General features: G+C 69.9%; 14 protein-coding genes. 11 read left to right on the top strand and 3 right to left on the bottom strand.

The window, feature by feature from the left end; genetic code table 11:
• The first annotated feature begins 24 nt into the window (after positions 1-24).
• From BWI15_RS17880 to BWI15_RS17855, 6 genes are all read left to right on the top strand, one after another.
• Complete coding sequence (locus BWI15_RS17880; RefSeq protein ID WP_077015522.1) at positions 25-1146, top strand: LacI family DNA-binding transcriptional regulator; 1122 nt, start codon at positions 25-27, stop codon at positions 1144-1146.
• The gene (locus BWI15_RS17875; RefSeq protein WP_077015521.1) at positions 1143-2435 is read left to right on the top strand and encodes a sugar ABC transporter substrate-binding protein; all 1293 of its coding nucleotides are present in this window, start codon (positions 1143-1145) and stop codon (positions 2433-2435) included. Before BWI15_RS17880 ends, BWI15_RS17875 begins: the two co-directional genes overlap by 4 nt.
• Positions 2436-2440: 5 nt before the next feature.
• Positions 2441-3319 (top strand): carbohydrate ABC transporter permease, encoded by an 879-nt coding sequence (locus BWI15_RS17870; protein ID WP_077015520.1) that lies wholly within the window; start codon positions 2441-2443, stop codon positions 3317-3319.
• Positions 3319-4131, top strand: coding sequence for a carbohydrate ABC transporter permease (locus BWI15_RS17865; RefSeq protein WP_077015519.1), 813 nt, complete (start codon positions 3319-3321; stop codon positions 4129-4131). The genes BWI15_RS17870 and BWI15_RS17865 overlap by 1 nt, the downstream gene beginning before the upstream one ends.
• Before the next feature lie 69 nt (positions 4132-4200).
• Complete coding sequence (locus BWI15_RS17860; RefSeq protein WP_237771331.1) at positions 4201-5727, top strand: glucoamylase family protein; 1527 nt, start codon at positions 4201-4203, stop codon at positions 5725-5727.
• A 28-nt stretch (positions 5728-5755) separates the two neighbouring features.
• Positions 5756-7570, top strand: a complete 1815-nt coding sequence (locus BWI15_RS17855; protein WP_077015518.1) for a GH39 family glycosyl hydrolase — start codon at positions 5756-5758, stop codon at positions 7568-7570.
• A gap of 1 nt (position 7571) precedes the next feature.
• Here BWI15_RS17855 and BWI15_RS17850 read toward each other — a convergent pair whose 3' ends face one another.
• A complete protein-coding gene (locus tag BWI15_RS17850) occupies positions 7572-8075 on the bottom strand; it encodes a MaoC family dehydratase (RefSeq protein ID WP_077015517.1) in 504 nt (167 codons plus the stop codon).
• Positions 8076-8262: 187 nt separating this feature from the next.
• On the opposite strand from BWI15_RS17850, the gene BWI15_RS17845 reads away from it, so the two are divergent.
• Positions 8263-9303 (top strand): ArsR/SmtB family transcription factor, encoded by a 1041-nt coding sequence (locus BWI15_RS17845; RefSeq protein ID WP_077015516.1) that lies wholly within the window; start codon positions 8263-8265, stop codon positions 9301-9303.
• The gene (locus tag BWI15_RS17840) at positions 9260-12235 is read left to right on the top strand and encodes an AfsR/SARP family transcriptional regulator (protein WP_077015515.1); all 2976 of its coding nucleotides are present in this window, start codon (positions 9260-9262) and stop codon (positions 12233-12235) included. The genes BWI15_RS17845 and BWI15_RS17840 overlap by 44 nt, the downstream gene beginning before the upstream one ends.
• Here BWI15_RS17840 and BWI15_RS17835 read toward each other — a convergent pair.
• A complete protein-coding gene (locus BWI15_RS17835) occupies positions 12204-12719 on the bottom strand; it encodes a general stress protein (RefSeq protein WP_077015514.1) in 516 nt (171 codons plus the stop codon). The two genes, BWI15_RS17840 and BWI15_RS17835, sit on opposite strands and share 32 nt — an antisense overlap.
• A 98-nt stretch (positions 12720-12817) precedes the next feature.
• On the opposite strand from BWI15_RS17835, the gene BWI15_RS17830 reads away from it, so the two are divergent.
• A complete protein-coding gene (locus tag BWI15_RS17830) occupies positions 12818-13930 on the top strand; it encodes a magnesium and cobalt transport protein CorA (RefSeq protein WP_077015513.1) in 1113 nt (370 codons plus the stop codon).
• Between the two features lie 4 nt (positions 13931-13934).
• Here BWI15_RS17830 and BWI15_RS17825 read toward each other — a convergent pair whose 3' ends face one another.
• On the bottom strand, positions 13935-14384 hold the full coding sequence (locus BWI15_RS17825; RefSeq protein ID WP_143465666.1) for a GrpB family protein: 450 nt from the start codon (positions 14382-14384) through the stop codon (positions 13935-13937).
• A 248-nt stretch (positions 14385-14632) separates the two neighbouring features.
• Here BWI15_RS17825 and BWI15_RS17820 point away from each other — a divergent pair, with 248 nt between their 5' ends.
• Positions 14633-15637, top strand: coding sequence for an ArsR/SmtB family transcription factor (locus BWI15_RS17820; RefSeq protein WP_077015512.1), 1005 nt, complete (start codon positions 14633-14635; stop codon positions 15635-15637).
• A gap of 116 nt (positions 15638-15753) precedes the next feature.
• Positions 15754-16737: an ArsR/SmtB family transcription factor gene (locus tag BWI15_RS17815; RefSeq protein ID WP_077016059.1), complete on the top strand. Its 984-nt coding sequence runs from the start codon at positions 15754-15756 to the stop codon at positions 16735-16737.
• Positions 16738-16749 lie beyond the last annotated feature (12 nt).

Raw genomic sequence — 16749 nt, 5'->3', positions numbered from 1 at the left:
CACTTTCGCCGAAGGAGGCTCGCGATGCCGTCCGGCCCGACCGGCAGGCCGCCGACGATCTACGACGTCGCCGCGCACGCGCAGTTGTCGATCGCCACGGTTTCGCGCGTCCTGCAAGGCACCGGACCGGTGTCGGCGAAGGCGAGAGCCCGCGTGGACCAGGCCGCGCAGGAACTGAACTACGTACCGCTGCGAGCTGCCCGGAGCCTCGCGGTGCAACGTCACGAGGCGCACGGTCTCGTCCTGCCCGATCTGGCCGGCCCGTTCTACGGCGACCTGCTGATGGGATACGAGCGATGGGCCGGCGAGCACGGGCAGAGCGTGATCCTGACCGTCACACACGGAAATCCTGAGCCCCAACGGACCGTGCGCGACCTGGCCGGCCGGGTGGACGGAATCGTTGTCCACGGCAACGCGCTCGGGCTGGACGCGATCCAGGACCTGCGCCGCGCCAAGGTGCCGGTGGTCCTGGTCGCGCACCCGCCGGTGACCGGCTGCGACTCGGTCCGGACCGAAAGCGCGGCGAGCGCCGAGCGGCTGACCACCCGGCTGCTCGACCACGGGCGGCAGGACCTGCTGTTCGTCGGCGATCCGGCCAGCTCGTACGACGTGTCCGAGCGCTACGCGGGCTTCGCGAAGGCGCTGCGAGCCCGCGAGCTGGAGGTCCCGGAGCCCGAGCGCGTGCCACTGACCGAAGCAGCCGGCGCCGGCCTGGCAACGAAGTTGCTCGCAGCAACTTCAGGCGGCACGGGGACGAAGGCCCGGACGGCTACCGGCAGCGGGAGCGGGCCCCGGCGCGAGAGCGGGCGAATGCCCGACGGACTGGTCTGCGCCAACGACGAGTTGGCGCTCGCGGTCGTCCAGACGCTGCGGGACGGCGGCGTCGGCGTACCGGCCGAGGTCGTGGTGACGGGGTGGGACGACGTGATGGCCGCGCGGTACGTGTCCCCGGGGCTGACGACCGTGCGGCAGCCGATGGCCGAGCTCGGCCGGCTGGCCGCGTCACGACTGCACGAACGCGTGACCGGGGAACGCACCCGCGCGCGCAACGACGTACTACCCACAGAGCTCGTGCTGCGCGCGAGTTGCGGCACGCACCCGGGGGACGGCACGGACAGCAGTAACCGACTGAGGAGACGAGCATGATCACCCAGAGCACCCGCAGCCGGCTGGTGACCGGCGGCGCCGTACTCACCGCCGCGGCACTGGCCCTGTCCGGCTGCGGCCGGTCCGAGGACACCCCCGAGGCCGCACCGCAGGCGACCACCAGCATCGGCAGCGACCCGGCCACCGGGAACCTGACCGTCTGGGCGATGGGCACCGAGGGCGAGAACCTGCCCAAGCTGACCAAGGAGTTCGAGGCCGCCAATCCCGGCACCAAGGTGACGGTGACGCCGATCCCCTGGGACGCCGCGCACAACAAGTTCACCACCGCGATCACGGCGCAGTCGCTGCCGGACGCCGCGATGGTCGGCACCACCTGGATGGGCGAGTTCGCCGATCTGGACGCGCTCGACCCGACGCCGGCCGGGATCGACACCGGCAGCTTCTACCCCGGCGCGCTGGACACCACCAAGGTGAAGGACGTCAGCTACGGCGTGCCCTGGTACGTCGAGACGCGGGTCGTCTACTACCGCAAGGACCTGGCCGCCAAGGCAGGCATCACCACGCCGCCGACCGACTGGGACGGCCTGAAGGCGATGGCCAAGGCGATGCAGGACAAGGCCGGCGCGAAGTACGGCATCAACCTGCAGCCCGGTGGTCAGGGCTCCTGGCAGACGGTGATGCCGTTCGCCTGGTCGGCCGGTGCGAACATCACCACCGACGACGAGAAGGAGTTCACCTTCGACACCCCGGAGATGCAGGAAGGACTGAAGTACTACCAGTCCTTCTTCACCGAGAAGCTGGCCGGCACCGACCTGCCGCCGAACCAGACCGAAGCGCAGTTCGTCAGCGGCCAGGTACCGATGTTCATCTCCGGGCCGTGGATGGCCGGGTCGATCGCCAAGCTCGGCGGCGAGAAGATCAAGTCGAACATCGGCGTGTTCGAGCTGCCGAAGAACAAGACCTCCACGTCGTTCGTCGGCGGCAGCAACTTCGTCGTGTTCAAGGCGAGCAAGAACAAGGACAGCGCCTGGAAGCTGGTCAAGTGGCTGTCCGACGCCAAGACGCAGGCGACCTGGTTCAAGCTGTCCACCGACCTGCCCGCCGTGCAGGCCGCCTGGCAGGACCCGAGCATCGCCGGCGACCCGCTGCTGCCGGTGTTCGGCAAGCAACTGGAGACCGCGAAGGCGCCGCCGTCCGTCGTGACCTGGGAGCAGGTGGCGGCCGCGTTCGACACCGAGGTCGAGAAGATGGCCAAGGCCGGTCAGTCCCCCGCCGAGACCGCGAAGGCGATCCAGACCAAGGCTTCGTCGATCGGCACCGGTAGCTGATCGCGATGCGATCTCACAGGCGCGAGACGACCGCCGCGTGGATCCTCGTCCTGCCGTTCGTGGTGCTGTTCCTGGCCTTCACGGCCGGGCCGGTGCTGGGCTCGTTCGGGATGAGCTTCACCGACATCAAGCAGCGCGACCTGCGCACGCCGTTCGCGGTGAACGGCGTCGGGCTGGACAACTACCTGAAGGCGCTGTCCGACGAGACCTTCCGCAAGGCCGCCTTCAACACGGCGTACTTCGTGCTGATCGGGGTGCCGCTGACGCTGGTCGTCGCGCTGGCGGCCGCGGTGCTGCTGGACCGGGGCGTCAAGCGGTTCCAGGGCTTGTTCAAGGTGGGCTACTACCTGCCGGTGGTGACCTCGATCGTCGCGATCGCGGTGATCTGGCGGTTCGTGCTGGCCCCGGAGGCCGGGCTGCTGAACACCGTGCTCGGCTGGTTCGGCGTCGACGGGCCGAACTGGCTGGCCTCGAAGACCTGGGCGATGCCGTCGCTGATCGCGATGGCGGTCTGGCGCAACTTCGGGTCGGCGATGATCATCTTCCTGGCCGGCCTGCAGGGCATCCCGCAGACCGTCGAGGAGGCCGGCCAGATCGACGGTGCGGGCCCGTGGCAACGGTTCCGGTACCTGATCCTGCCGTTGCTGCGGCCGACCGTGCTGTTCACCAGCGTGACCACCGGGATCGGCTACCTGCAGTTCTTCGAGGAGCCGTTCGTGATGACCCAGGGCGGGCCGCTGAACTCGACCATCTCGGTGTCGATGTACACCTACCAGCAGTTCGGCTTCGGCAACTACGGCCTGGCCACGTCGATGGCCTACCTGCTGTTCGTGGTGATCGCCGTGATCACCTTCATCCAGTTCCGGCTGCTGAGGGAGAAGTGATGCGCCGTACCTGGTGGATCTACCTGATCGCCGTGCTCGGGCTGGTCGCGGTCGCCGCGCCGTTCGTCTGGATGCTGCTGGGCAGCTTCAAGACCCAGGGTGAACTGCTCCGGGTGCCGCCGACCTGGTTGCCCGAGGCACCCACCACGCAGAACTACGACGACCTGTTCGGCAAGGCGAACTTCCCGCGCTACTTCTTCAACTCGACAGTGGTCGCGCTGGTGGTGACCGCGGGCAACCTGGTGTTCTGCTCGATGATCGGTTACGCGCTGGCCAAGCTGCGGTTCCGGGGCCGCAACGCGCTGTTCGTGCTGGTGCTGGCGACGCTGATGGTGCCCGGCATGGTCACCTTCGTGCCGCTGTTCGTGTTCGTCACCAACGCCGGGCTGGCCAACAGCTACCCCGGCCTGATCCTGCCGTTCCTGGTCTCGCCGTTCGGCGTCTTCCTGATGCGGCAGTTCTTCTCCGGACTGCCGGACGACCTGATGGACGCCGGCCGGGTGGACGGCACCAGCGAGCTGGGCATCTTCGCCCGGATCATGCTGCCACTGACCCGGCCCGCGCTGGCCACGCTCGGCATCCTCACCTTCCTCGGCTCCTGGAACAACTTTCTCTGGCCGCTGGTGATCGCCCAGACCGAGGACAAGTACACCCTTCCCGTCGCTCTGGCGCTGTACTCGACCGGACAGAACGCGCAGAACTACGGCCTGCTGATGGCCGGCGCGGTCGTGGTCGTCGTACCGGTGCTGGTGATGTTCGTGGTGTTCCAGCGGCACGTCACCCGAGGTATCGCGATCACCGGACTCAAGTAGAGGAGACACATGATGACCGCCACCATCAGTCGCCGAACATTGTTGGCAGCGACCGGAACAGCAGCTCTCGTGGGCACAGCCCTTCCCGCGTACGGGACAACACCTTCACCAGCCGATCAGCTGAAGGGCGGCTGGAAGCCGAACCGGCAGGACAAAGCTCTGGTCGGCCGCTGGGCCCGTGACACCTGGCGCAGTCTGGTCGCGATGACCGACGAGAGGACCGGACTGCCCGCCGACAACATCGGGGCCTCGGTCACCGATCCGGTGCGCAGCCGGTACACCTCGCCGACCAACATCGGCGGCTACCTGTGGAGCACGGTGGTCGCCCGCGAGCTGGGCATCATCTCCCCGCAGGAGTCGCTGCGCCGGCTCACCCAGACCCTCACCACGATGACGCGGGTCGACCACCACGAGCCGAGTGGCATGTACTTCAACTGGTACGACGAGTCGACCGGTGAGGTGCTGCGCGTCGACCCGGACGGGACCAAGGCGATCACGCCGTTCGTGTCCAGCGTGGACAACGGCTGGTTCGCGGCCGCGCTGATGGTGGTGCGCAACGCCGAACCGCGGGTCCGCAGACTGGCCGACGCCCTGCTCGGCAAGATGAACTTCGCCTACTACTACAACCCGGACGCGCGGCCCGGCGTCGGCGCCGGGCTGATGCGCGGCGGCTTCTTCGAGACGCCGCCGCCGGACGAGGAGACCGACAAGGGCAACCACGCCGGCATCGGCCCGGACGTGTACTACCGCAAGTTCCACTACGACACCTGCAACACCGAGGCCCGGATCGCGCCGTACATCGGGATCGCGCTCGGTCAGGTGCCGCCGGAACAGTACTTCGCGACGTACCGGACCTTCCCCGACTCGTGCGACTGGTCGTGGGTCGAGCAGCGCCCGAAGGGGGTGCACCGGACGTATCTGGGCATCGACGTCTTCGAGGGCAGCTACTCCTACCGCGGGATGCGGCTGGTGCCGTCGTGGGGCGGCGACATGTTCGAGTCGCTGATGCCGGACCTGTTCGTGCCCGAGGGACGCTGGGCGACGAAGAGCTGGGCGATCAACCACCCGCTGACCGTGCGGGCGCACATCGAGCACGGGATGGACGAGGCGAAGTACGGGTACTGGGGCTTCTCACCGGCCAGCAACCCCAAGGGCGGCTACAGCGTGTACGGCGTGGACGCGATCGGCATGGACCCCGGCGGCTACCCTTCGGACCTCGAGGCGACCAACTACGACGCCGGCTTCGAGGGCTGCCGCGAGGGCACCAATCCGAACCCGACGTACGGCGACGGCGTGGTCACTCCGCACGCGGCGTTCCTGGCGATGCAGTACGCGCCGCGGCACGCGATCGACAACCTGGCGAAGATCGAGTCGAGGTTGAAGGCCTACGCCGGCGGCGGGTTCTACGACTCGGTCGCGGTGAAGTCCGGGCTGATCGCCAAGCGCTACCTGTCGCTGGACCAGGCAATGGTGATGGGGGCGATCGGCAACGTGTTCGGCCACGACGTGATCCGGCGCAACTTCAGCCGCGGCGCCGTCGAGCGCCGGGTGAAGCCGCTGATCGCGATGGAGCGGTTCACCGCCGGGCTCGACTGACACAACCACCACGGGAGATTCGACGAGTATGCACAGTGACGCCAAGGCCGACTGGGACGCCCGGATCGCGATCCGCAGCGACGAGGACCGGGAGTTCGCGTTCCCGGACCTGGACCCGCCCAAGGAGGTGACCGCGGTCGGTGGCGTCGGCCAGGTGACGATCGACTGGTCGCCGGTGCCCGGCGCGGTCGGGTACCTGATCCTGCGCGGACCGGAGGACGGGCCGCTGGAGCCGGTCGACCACCACAGCGGGGACGTGCTGTCGGTGCCGGCGCCGCCGTACGTCGACACCACCTGCACGCCCGGTACGCCGTACCGGTACGCCGTGGCGAGCGTGCCGGAGGTGACGGTGGCCGGCCGGGCCAGCGACGTCGTCGGGGCCGTGCCGCTGCTGCCAGACGGCTCGGCACCGGTCGTGCGGGTGGAGGTGGACGCTCACGCCGAGGGCGTCGAGCTGCCACGCCCGTGGGTGCCGATGGTGGGTAGCGAGCGGCTCAGTCAGTTGCTGTGCAAGGACCTGAGCGGTGGCCGGGAGATCGGGCCGGAGCTGGAGCAGGCGCTGCGCCGGATGCACGACGAGATCGGCGTCCGGACCGTGCGGGCGCACGCGATCTTCCACGACGACACCCGTGTCTACACCGAGGTCGACGGAGAGCCGGTCCACGACTTCACCGTGGTGGACGCGATCTACGACAAGCTGCTCGGTCTCGGGCTGCGGCCGGTCGTCGAGCTCGGGTTCATGCCGCGCGACCTGGCGTCGGATCCGTCGAAGACCGTCTTCGAGTACGGCGCGATCATCTCCCCGCCGCACTCGTACGAGCGCTGGGGTGAGCTGGTCCGTGCCCTGGTGCAGCACCTGATCGACCGGTACGGGCTGGACGAGGTGCTCACCTGGGACTTCGAGGTCTGGAACGAGGCGAACCTCGAGGTGTTCTGGTCCGGCACCAAGGCCGAGTGGATGCGCCTGTACGACGTGTCGGCGGCCGCGGTGAAGTCGGTCGACCCGCGTCTGGCGGTCGGTGGTCCCTCGTCGGCCGCGGCCGGCTGGGTCGACGACCTGCTCGCGCACGCCGCGCGCAACGGGTCGCCGGTGGACTTCGTGTCGACGCACACCTACGGGAGCCCGCCGCTCGACGTCCGGGCCTCGCTGGAGCGGCACGGGTTCGGCGAGGCGCGGATCCTGTGGACGGAGTGGGGGGTCACGCCGACCCACTTCAACCCGATCAACGACTCGGTGTTCTCCGGGGTGTTCCTGCTGCGCGGCATGAAGTCGGCCGCCGGGCGGGTGGACGCGCTGGCGTACTGGGTGGCGTCGGACCACTTCGAGGAGCTCGGGCGGCCGCCGCGCTTGCTGCACGGCGGATTCGGCCTGCAGACGGTCGGTGGGCTGCCGAAGCCGCGCTTCCACGCGATGTCGCTGCTGAGTCGGCTCGGTCCGGTCCAGCTGCCGGTCGCCTTCGCCGGCGACGGTGGCGGGAGCCTCGTGGAGGCCTGGGCGTCCCGCGACCGCGACCGGGTCGCCGTACTGGTGTGGAACCTGACCCTGGACCAGACGAAGGCTTCCGGCGAACCCGCCCTCACCCGCACGGTCACCGTAGAGGTCGCCGGCATCGACACCGAGTGGGAGGTCACGGCCACTGTCCTGGCCCCCGGCAGCGGAGACATCGCCACGGCCGCGGCGGACCTCGGGATCGGTGCCTGGCCGACCGATCAGCAGTGGCCGGAGCTGGCCGCCAGGAGCGCGCTGCAGAGCATCTCCGTCCAGCCCGAAGGACCCGGCGTCACGGTGACCTTGCCGATGCCTTCCGCCGTACTGCTGGAATGGAGACCGCGGATGCGGTGACTCAACTCAGTGGCGTGGGGCGGCCCGGTTGTTCGCCGCCCCGCGCCTGCAGGTAGGAGTTCTTCGGGACCATCACCTTGCGCTTGAACAGGCAGACCACCGTGCCGTCCTGCTTGTAGCCCTTGGTCTCGACGTACACGACGCCGCGGTCGTCCTTGGACTTGGACTCCCACTTGTCCAGGACGACGGTCTCGCCGTAGATCGTGTCGCCGTGGAAAGTCGGGGCGACATGGCGCAGCGACTCGATCTCCAGGTTCGCGATCGCCTTGCCGCTGACGTCGGGCACCGACATGCCGAGCAGGATCGAGTAGATGTAGTTGCCGACTACAACGTTCTTGCCGAACTGGGTGGTCTCTTCGGCGTAGTGGCTGTCCAGGTGCAGCGGATGGTGGTTCATCGTCAGCAGGCAGAACAGGTGGTCGTCGTACTCGGTGACCGTCTTGCCGGGCCAGTGCTTGTAGACCGCGCCGACCTCGAACTCCTCGTAGCTGCGCCCGAACTGCATCCGTGCTCCTTCCGGTTCCGGCCCATGCTGCCCGGTCGCCGCGCAGCCGCGCAGCCCCCACGCCCAGTGGCCTTGCTCTCACGCCCGCTCAACGCGCGAGTGGCGTTCGTCTCATCAGACGTAAGCGATCGGTGAGCGGCAGCTGATTCCCTGGCAGGTGCCACTGGACTTCTGGGGGAAGGACACCATGCTGCGCATCCACTTCACCGCCGACGACCTGGCCCGGACCAGCCTTGCGGCCGAGCCGGACGAGCTCTGGGAGGTCCTGCTCAGCCTGCACATGCTGCAGGTCGAGGACGGTCCGGTCCCGTACGGCGCCTGGCGGCAACGGATGCGGCGGCGACTCCCGCGCGAGACGATCGGCCCGCTGGCCGCGCTGGCGCCTCCGGTCGGCTACTCCCCCGACTTCCTCACGCCGTCCGACTCCACCGGCGGGTTCGAGGTCGCGCTGGAGCAGCTGCTGTCGACTCCGCGACACCGGGTCCGGCAGGACCTGTCCAGGCTGTCGACCCGGCGGACCGCCTCGAGCTGGGTCCGGGAGCTGTCCGAGGCCCGGCCGGAGTCGCTGCACCGCCTCGGGCATGCCGTCCGGGTGTACCACCGGTCCGCGCTCGCGCCGTACTGGTCGTCGCTGCGGGGCGCTGTGCGGGCGGACCAGCGGCACCGGCTGGAGCGGATGTCGACAGGTGGCGTCGCGGCCGTGCTGGCCGAGCTGCATCCCGGTGTGCGCTGGCGGAACCAGGTGCTGGAGATCCCGAAGTTCCCGGACGAGGAGGTCCGGCTGGACGGTCGCGGGATCCGGTTGCAGCCGTCGTACTTCTGCTGGCGGGCCCCGACGAAACTGGGCGACCACGACCTGCCGCCGGTACTGGTCTACCCGATCCGGAACGCGGCCGGCCTGCAGCTGGACCGGACGCCGAGCGACTCCGAGCAGAGCCTGGCCGCGCTGCTCGGCCGGACGCGGGCGAACGTGCTGGCCCTGACGGTCGACGGCTGTACGACGACCGAGCTGGCCAGGGCCTGCAAGATCACCCTGGCCACCGCCAGCCACCAGACCGCCGTACTGCGTGATGCGGGGCTGATCGAGTCGCGGCGGCACGGCAAGTCGGTGCGGCATCAGGTGACCGGTCTCGGCCGAGCGCTGCTGAACGGGCTCGACCCCTGGTCAGGGGACACTGACCCGCATGACGACCGCCTATCGCCTTCTGGGTCCCATCGCGGTCCTTGAAGAGGGGCGGGAGATCCGGATCGGGGCGCCGCGGCTGCGGACGCTGCTGGCGGCGTTGCTCGCCAACGCCAACCAGACCGTGACCGCCTCCGAGCTGGTCCACTGGTTGTGGGGTGGTGAACCACCGGCGCAGCCGCAACGCGCGCTGCACACCGCCGTGTTCCGGTTGCGCGGTCTGCTCGGCCCGTCGACCCATCTGGAGACCGTCGCAGGGGGCTACCGGCTCCGCCTGCAGCCCGGCCAGCTCGACCTGGACCGGTTCCGGCAGCTCGCAGCCGCCGGAACCGTCGACAGTCTGACCGAGGCACTCCGGCTCTGGAACGGCGAGCCGCTGACCGGCGCCCTGGACCACCCGGTCGTCGTCGACCAGCGAGCGGTCCTGGTCGAGCAGTGGCTACGGGTCACCGAGCAGCTGGTCGACGCTCGACTCGAGCAGGGTGAGCACAACGAGTTGATCGTCGATCTGACCGCGCTGACGAAGCAGTACCCGCTGCGGGAGCGGTTCTGGGCCCAGCTGATGCTGGCGCTGCACAGGTCTTCCCGGCAGGCTGACGCGCTCGCGGCGTACCAGGAGCTTGCCGAGCTGCTCCGCGAGGAGCTGGGAGTCGACCCGGGCGAGGAGGTCCGGCGGCTGCACCAGCTCGTGCTGTCGGGCGAAGAGGCGCGCGGGCCGGAATGGCAGGTGCACCGGCAACTGCCGATCGACATCGGCGACTTCGTCGGCCGGTACGACGAGGCGGACGCGATCGTGGACCGGCTGACCAGTCCGACCGGCGTTCCGGTGGTGACGATCAGCGGACCACCCGGTGCGGGGAAGACGGCTCTCGCCGTACGGGTGGCGCATCGGATGCAGGACGAGTACCCGGACGGGCAGTGGTTCGTGCGGCTGGAGGGAGCCGGGGACTCGGGGAAGAGTCCCTGCGAGGTGCTGCGCGGTCTGCTGGAGCTGGCCGGTGCCGAAGTCCTGACCGGCGATGTGGACACGCTCTCGGCTCGGTTGCGGTCGCTGCTGGCCGGTCGACGCGTCCTGATCCTGCTGGACGATGCGAAGGACTCGCAGCAGGTCCGGCCGTTGCTGCCGGGGTCGCGAGACAGCGCCGTACTGGTGACGAGCCGGAACGACCTTGCGGGGTTGAGTGTGCTGGACAGCGCACTCGGTACGACGGTCGCCGTCCTGGAGGAGGACGAGGCCGTTGACCTGCTACGGGCCGTGATCGGCGCTGCGCGGGTGGACCGAGAGCCCGCGGCTGCCGCCGAGCTGGCCAGGCTGTGCGGCCACCTGCCCCTGGCGTTGCGCATCGCGGCCAGCCATCTGGCCGGGCGGCGCGAGGAGTCCATCGCCTCCTACGCCGAACAGCTGCGCGGCGGGGACAGGTTGTTCGCGCTGTCGCTGGCAGGTGAGCCCGACGCCGCGGTAGAGGTCGCCTTCCACCGTTCGTACGTCGCTCTGACTCCTGACTCGCAGCGGCTTTTCGCCTTGCTGGGCGTCGTTCCTGGGCCTGACGTGACCTCCGAGGCCGCCGCCGCGCTGCTCGGTACGACGCCGGTCGTAGCGGGCCGGCTGCTCGACACACTGGTCACCGAGAACCTCCTGATCCGCCAGCAGGACCGCTACCGCATGCACGACCTCCTCCGCCTGTACGCCGAGCAGCGGGCGGCCGTCGCGGACGATGCCGCGGACGCGTGGGCCAGGCTCTGCGAGTGGTACCTGCGCACGGCCGACGCGGCAACACAGCACGCGTACATGCCGTCGGTGCGACTGACTCCGCCGCTCGGCGGCTCCCCTCCGGCCTCGGAACACTGGCTGGAGGACGAAGAGGCCAACCTCGTCGCGGTGATCAGGCGAGCGGCCGAGCGTGGGCCGTACGAGACAGCGTGGCGGCTGGCCGACGTACTGCGGCAGTACCTGACGCTCCAGCACCGAGTGGACTCCTGGCGGACAGCAGTCATGGCCGGGCTCGCGGCAGCCCGCGCGACGAGCGACCTCGGCGGTCAGGGAGCGATGCTGCACAGCCTGGGAGCTCTGCAGTTCATCAACGGGGACAACGCCGCGGCGATCGCCTCCGGCGAGCAAGCCGCTGAGCTCTATCACCAAGCCGGCTTCGGTCTCGGCTACGCGGCTCTGCTCTGCAACCTGGGCATGGCGCACGACGACCAGGGCGAGTCGGAGCGGGCCGCCGAACTGCTGCGGCGAGGTGTCGACGCACTCCGCGAGTACGACCAGCCAGCCGCACTGGTGAACGCGCTGAACAGCCTGAGCAACGTCGAGTGCAACCTGGGCGACCTGGACGCCGCCCTGGCGGCCGCGGAGGAAGCCGTCGCGACGGCACCCGACGAACGCGGCCGCACGATCTCGCTGTTCAACCGCGGTGTCGCACTTCGCCTGCTGGGCGAGCTGCACGAGGCCGAGCGGGACCTGGCAGAGGCCGCGCACTCCGTCGACGACGCGCTGCCGCTGCAGTACGAGGCCGCGTTGCTGTACGCGGATCTCGGATATCTGGAAGAGGCGGAGAGCTGGGCCCGGCAGGCCCTGACCCGCAGCCGCGGCAATGGCCAGCCGTGGCACGAAGCGGCGTCGCTGAACGCGCTGGGCACGATCTACCGGCGCCGCGGTCGCTGGAACGACGCGGTCCGGTTCCACCAGGCCGCCGGTGGGATCGCTCGAAGCAACGGGCACCGAGCCACCGTCGCCGAATCGGTGCTCGGCCTGGCCGAAGCGGATCTCGGCCAGGGGCAGGGCGAGCGCGCGGCCGACCTGGCCCGGCAGGCTCTGCTGGCTGCGCGCCGGCTCGGGCACCGCATCCTCGCCTGCCGTGCTTTGCTGCTACTCGCCGTCCTGGAACCGGCCGCCGGCCACGCTGCCGAAGCAGCCGCGCTCCAGGAGGAGACGGGCTACCTGCCTAGCTGGACTGCTCCGGCAGCCGGGGGCTGACCTCGCCCTTGAGCGCGAGCTTGGCCAGGTGGTTGCGGGCCTCTTCGGCGTACTTGAAGTCGCAGAGCACGTCGTACGTCGTCGCGACGACCGCGGTGCGCGAGGTGAAGTCGCGGCGGCCGCCGAGCTGGGCGTAGCCGATCGCACCGAACGCCATCCCGAACAGGGCGCCGAGCACCACACCGGTGACCAGAGCGGCCAGCCAGCCGCCGTCGGTGGTGAACAGGCCGAGCAGCACGCCGACGAACAGGCCGAACCACGCGCCGCTGGCCAGACCGGCGGTCAGCGCCCGGGCCCAGGTCAGCCGCCCGGTGATCTTCTCCACCTGCCGCAGGTTGTTGCCGACGATCGTGGTGTGCTCCACCGGGAACTTCTCGTCCGAGAGGTAGTCGACTGCGCGCTGCGCCTGCAGGTAGGTGTCGTACGTGCCGATCGTCAGCCCCGTCGGCCGGGGGTCCATCGAGGGCATGCGCTGGGTGGTCATCGTCGTTCCTCTCCGCTGTTGCTTCCATCCCATCATTGCCGACGCGTGGTAAGGACAGCGCGGCAGCCACACCGGGGTGCGTTGATAGCCTCGCGTCGATGACCGGACGAAGGTGGGACTTGGGCGCGTCACGGCGCGTCGGACGGGCGTTCGCCCGCCGTCCGGCGGTCACCGCCGCCGCACGGGCGTTCGATCTGGTCGGCAGCGGCAAGCTGGACGGCGCACTGGTCGACTGGGCCTACTATCGCGGCGGCCGGCGCGACACCGGCCACGGCGACTACGTCGACGCGCTGCAACGGGCCCGGCGGGGCGAGGGCTACGTGTGGATCGGCCTGTTCCAGCCCACCGAGCACCAGCTGTCCGTGGTCGGCCAGCAGTTCGATCTGCACGCGCTGGCGCTGGAGGACGCGACCGAGGCGCACCAGCGGCCGAAGCTGGAGCGGTACGGCGACACGCTGTTCGCCGTACTGAAGACCGTGCGGTACGTGCCGCACGACGACCTGACCTCCACCAGCGAGGTGGTCGAGTCCGGTGAGGTGATGGTGTTCTGCGGGCCCGGCTTCGTGATCAGCGTGCGGCACGGGGACCACGGCGAGCTGGCCGGGCTGCGGCAGACCCTGGAGCAGGACCCGAAGCGGCTGGCGGCCGGCCCGGGCGCGGTGCTGCACGCGATCACCGACCACGTGGTCGACAGCTACCTGGCGGTGGCCGCCGCGGTCCAGGCCGACATCGACGTGATCGAGGCCGAGATGTTCAGCCCCCGCGGCTGGCGCAACATCGACCGGGTCTACCAGCTCAAGCGCGAGGTGCTGGAGCTGAAACGGGCAGTGGCGCCGCTGGCCGGGCCGATGCGCGCGCTGGCCACCCTGCGGCACCCGCTGATCAGCGACGAGACCCGCAACTACTTCCGCGACGTCGACGACCACCTGCTGCGGGTCAAGGAGCAGGTGCTCTCGTTCGACGAGCTGCTCAGCTCGATCCTGCAGGCCGGGCTGGCCCAGGTGCAGGTCTCGGAGAACGAGGACATGCGGCGGATCTCCGCCTGGGTCGCGATCATCGCGGTGCCGACGCTGATCGCGGGCATCTACGGGATGAACTTCGAGAACATGCCGATCCTGACCACGCAGTACGGCTACTACGTCGTGCTCGGCGGCATGCTGATCGCCTGCACGGTGCTCTACCGGCTCTTCAAGCGCAACCGCTGGCTGTAGTCCCTCAGGTGCCGGTCAGCTCGGAGAAGAAGCCGGACTTGCGGTCCTCGTGGCCGGGCTCGCGCTTGAGCTCGTTGTAACGGCGGTGCAGCTCCGGCTCGGCCGCGATCCGCTGCCAGGCGAGCGTGAAGCGCCGGTCGTGCTCGGATCCGGCCGGCGTCACCGCGAGACCGGTCGGCAACTCCTGGTCCGGTACGTCGAACACCGCCAGCGTCGGCGCCCAGGCGGACGGGACAGCGACCGGGAGCAGACCTTTCAGCTGCTCGACAGTGGCTCCGAACAGCTCCGCCGGGACCCGCAGATGCAGATCGACGTCGCCCTTGGTCAGCGTGCCGGGCACGCTCGACGCGCCCGTCCACTCCAGCTCGCCCGGTACGCCGGCAGCGCGCAGCGTGCGCTCGGTCCGCGCGTGGATCTCCGCGGCCCGGGTGGTGATCTCGTCCGACCAGATCATCAGGCCAGCCAAGCAGGCGCTCGGGCCGATCGCCAGCGCCGGTCATCTTTTCACCCAACTGCCCGCACAGCTGGTGAGTTGGCAACCTCGTGCCATGGCCGCGAGTGGTCCGGCGTACCGGAAGGCCAGTGGTTGTGCGGGCTCGACGGCGACTGCTTCAATGCGGGCATCGCGTTCGGTCAGCGGTCCGGCACGGTCTGCTACCGGCGGCATCGGGGATGTCGCGACGATCAGCGCCGGGAGGGCTCGTGCTCCGCATCCACTTCACCCCGCGCGACCTCGCCCGGGTGACGCTCTCGACGAAGCCCGCGCCGCTGTGGGAGGTCCTGCTCAGCCTGCATATGCTGCAGCACTCGGACGGGCGGCTGGTGTTCGACGACTGGCGCCGCCACGTGCGGGCCAAGGTCGCTCCGGACCAGATGCGCCTGCTGCTGGAACTGACCCCACCGCGCGGCTACTCCCCCGACTTCCTGACCCCCGCCGACTGCCCGTCCGACTTCGACAGCGCGCTGGAGCTCGCTCTGTCGACCCCACGCCAGCAGATCCGCTCCCAGCTGGACCTGCTCAGCAAGTACCGCCCGGTCTCGCCGTGGACGCGGGAGCTGGCCCAGGGCGACCGTACGGCGATGCGCAAGCTCGGCCACGCGATCCGGACCTACCACGACGCCGCCATCGCGCCGTACTGGAAGTCGATCGGTACGCACGTGACCGCCGACCAGGCGCACCGGGGCGAGGCCCTCGCCCGGCACGGTGTGGACCGCCTGCTGTCGTCGCTGCACCCGCGGGTCCGCTGGGTGGCGCCGGTCCTGCAGGTGCTCGACATGCACGACCGTGACCTCTACCTGGACGGCCGCGGCATCGAGCTGCAGCCGTCCGCGTTCTGCTGGCAGGTGCCGACCAAGCTGCGTGACCCGGAGCTGAAGCCGATCTTGGTCTACCCGATCCAGCACGCGCCGGGCATCCTGCGGCAGTCGTCGCCGGACGCGGCCAAGCCGTCCGACGCGCTCAGCTCCCTGCTCGGCTCCACTCGCGCGTCGGCGCTGGAGGCAGCGGTCGAGGGCTGTACGACGACCGAGCTCGCCAAGCGCTGCAACATCTCCCCCGCGGCAGCCAGCCACCAGGCCACCGTGCTGCGCGAGGCCGGACTGATCACCACCCGCCGGGTCGGCGCCTCGGTCCGGCACGAGGTCACCCAGCTGGGCATCTGGCTGCTCTCCGGTTACGGCTCCGGTGGTTCGCGCGAGCCCGAGTGATCGACGCTTTCTGCTGGTACTGCCCGATCGTGCACGGAGTGTGCGCAGCGAGGCCGGTGACAGCGAGATGACAGGGCGCTGCTTGCACGATGGAGGTGGAGAAAGGAGTACCTGTCGTGCTGCGGATTCATTTCACCGGTCAGGACCTCGCCCGGACCACGCTCGCGGAGGAGCCGGACCCTCTCTGGGAGGTGTTGCTGAGCCTCCACCAGCTGCAGGTCCAGGACGGCACGCCTCAGTACGGCCACTGGCGTGAGCGCACCCGGCGGCAGCTGCCCCGATCGTCCTCCTGGCTACTGCACCTGGCTCCGCCGCGCGGGTACTCGCCCGACTTCCTGACCCCGGCACAGCACACCGGCGGCTTCGGCGGCGGTGTCGAACAAGTCCTGGCGACCTCGCGCACCCGGTTCCAGCGCGAGCTCGAGCTGCTCGCCGTACGCCGGCCTGCACCCAGCTGGACGCGCGAACTGGTCAGCGGTCGCCGTGAGGTGGTCAAGAGCCTCGGACAGGCCATGCACACCTACCACCAGTACGCCGTCGCGCCGTACTGGGAGTCGATGCGGACGATGGTCCGCGCGGACCACCAGCAGAAGGTCAGCCACCTGTCCGGCGCCGGCGTGGAGCAGCTGCTCGGCCGCATTCACCCGGCGGTGCGCTGGGAGTCCCCCGTGCTCACGGTCGAGGGGCTGCCCGACACAGACCTCCATCTGGACGGCCGCGGCCTCCGCCTGCAGCCATCGGTCTTCTGCTGGCGCAAGCCGACCAAGCTGCGCGATCCCCATCTGCCGCCGGTCCTGGTCTACCCGGTCAAGCACGGTCCCGGCGCACTCCACCGCGGGACTGCCGAACAGAGGTCACGCCCGCTGGCCGCTCTGCTCGGCACCACTCGCGCCTCCGCGTTGGAGGTGATCGCTGACGGCTGCACCACGACCGAGCTCGCCCAGCGCTGCGACATCTCGCTGGCGGGAGCCAGCCGGCAGGCGGGCATCCTGCGCGAAGCCGGGCTGATCACCACCCGCCGGGCCGGGCAGGCCGTCCGCCACGACCTGACCGTGCTCGGCCGGATGATGCTCGACGGCTCCGGGGGCCCGACCGGATGACCCTGCCGGGAC

It is taken from the genome of Kribbella sp. ALI-6-A, assembly GCF_001984195.1.
Taxonomy (GTDB): Bacteria; Actinomycetota; Actinomycetes; order Propionibacteriales; family Kribbellaceae; genus Kribbella.
Note: the sequence above shows the minus strand (reverse complement) of the source record. Positions and strands in the feature narration are given on the sequence as shown.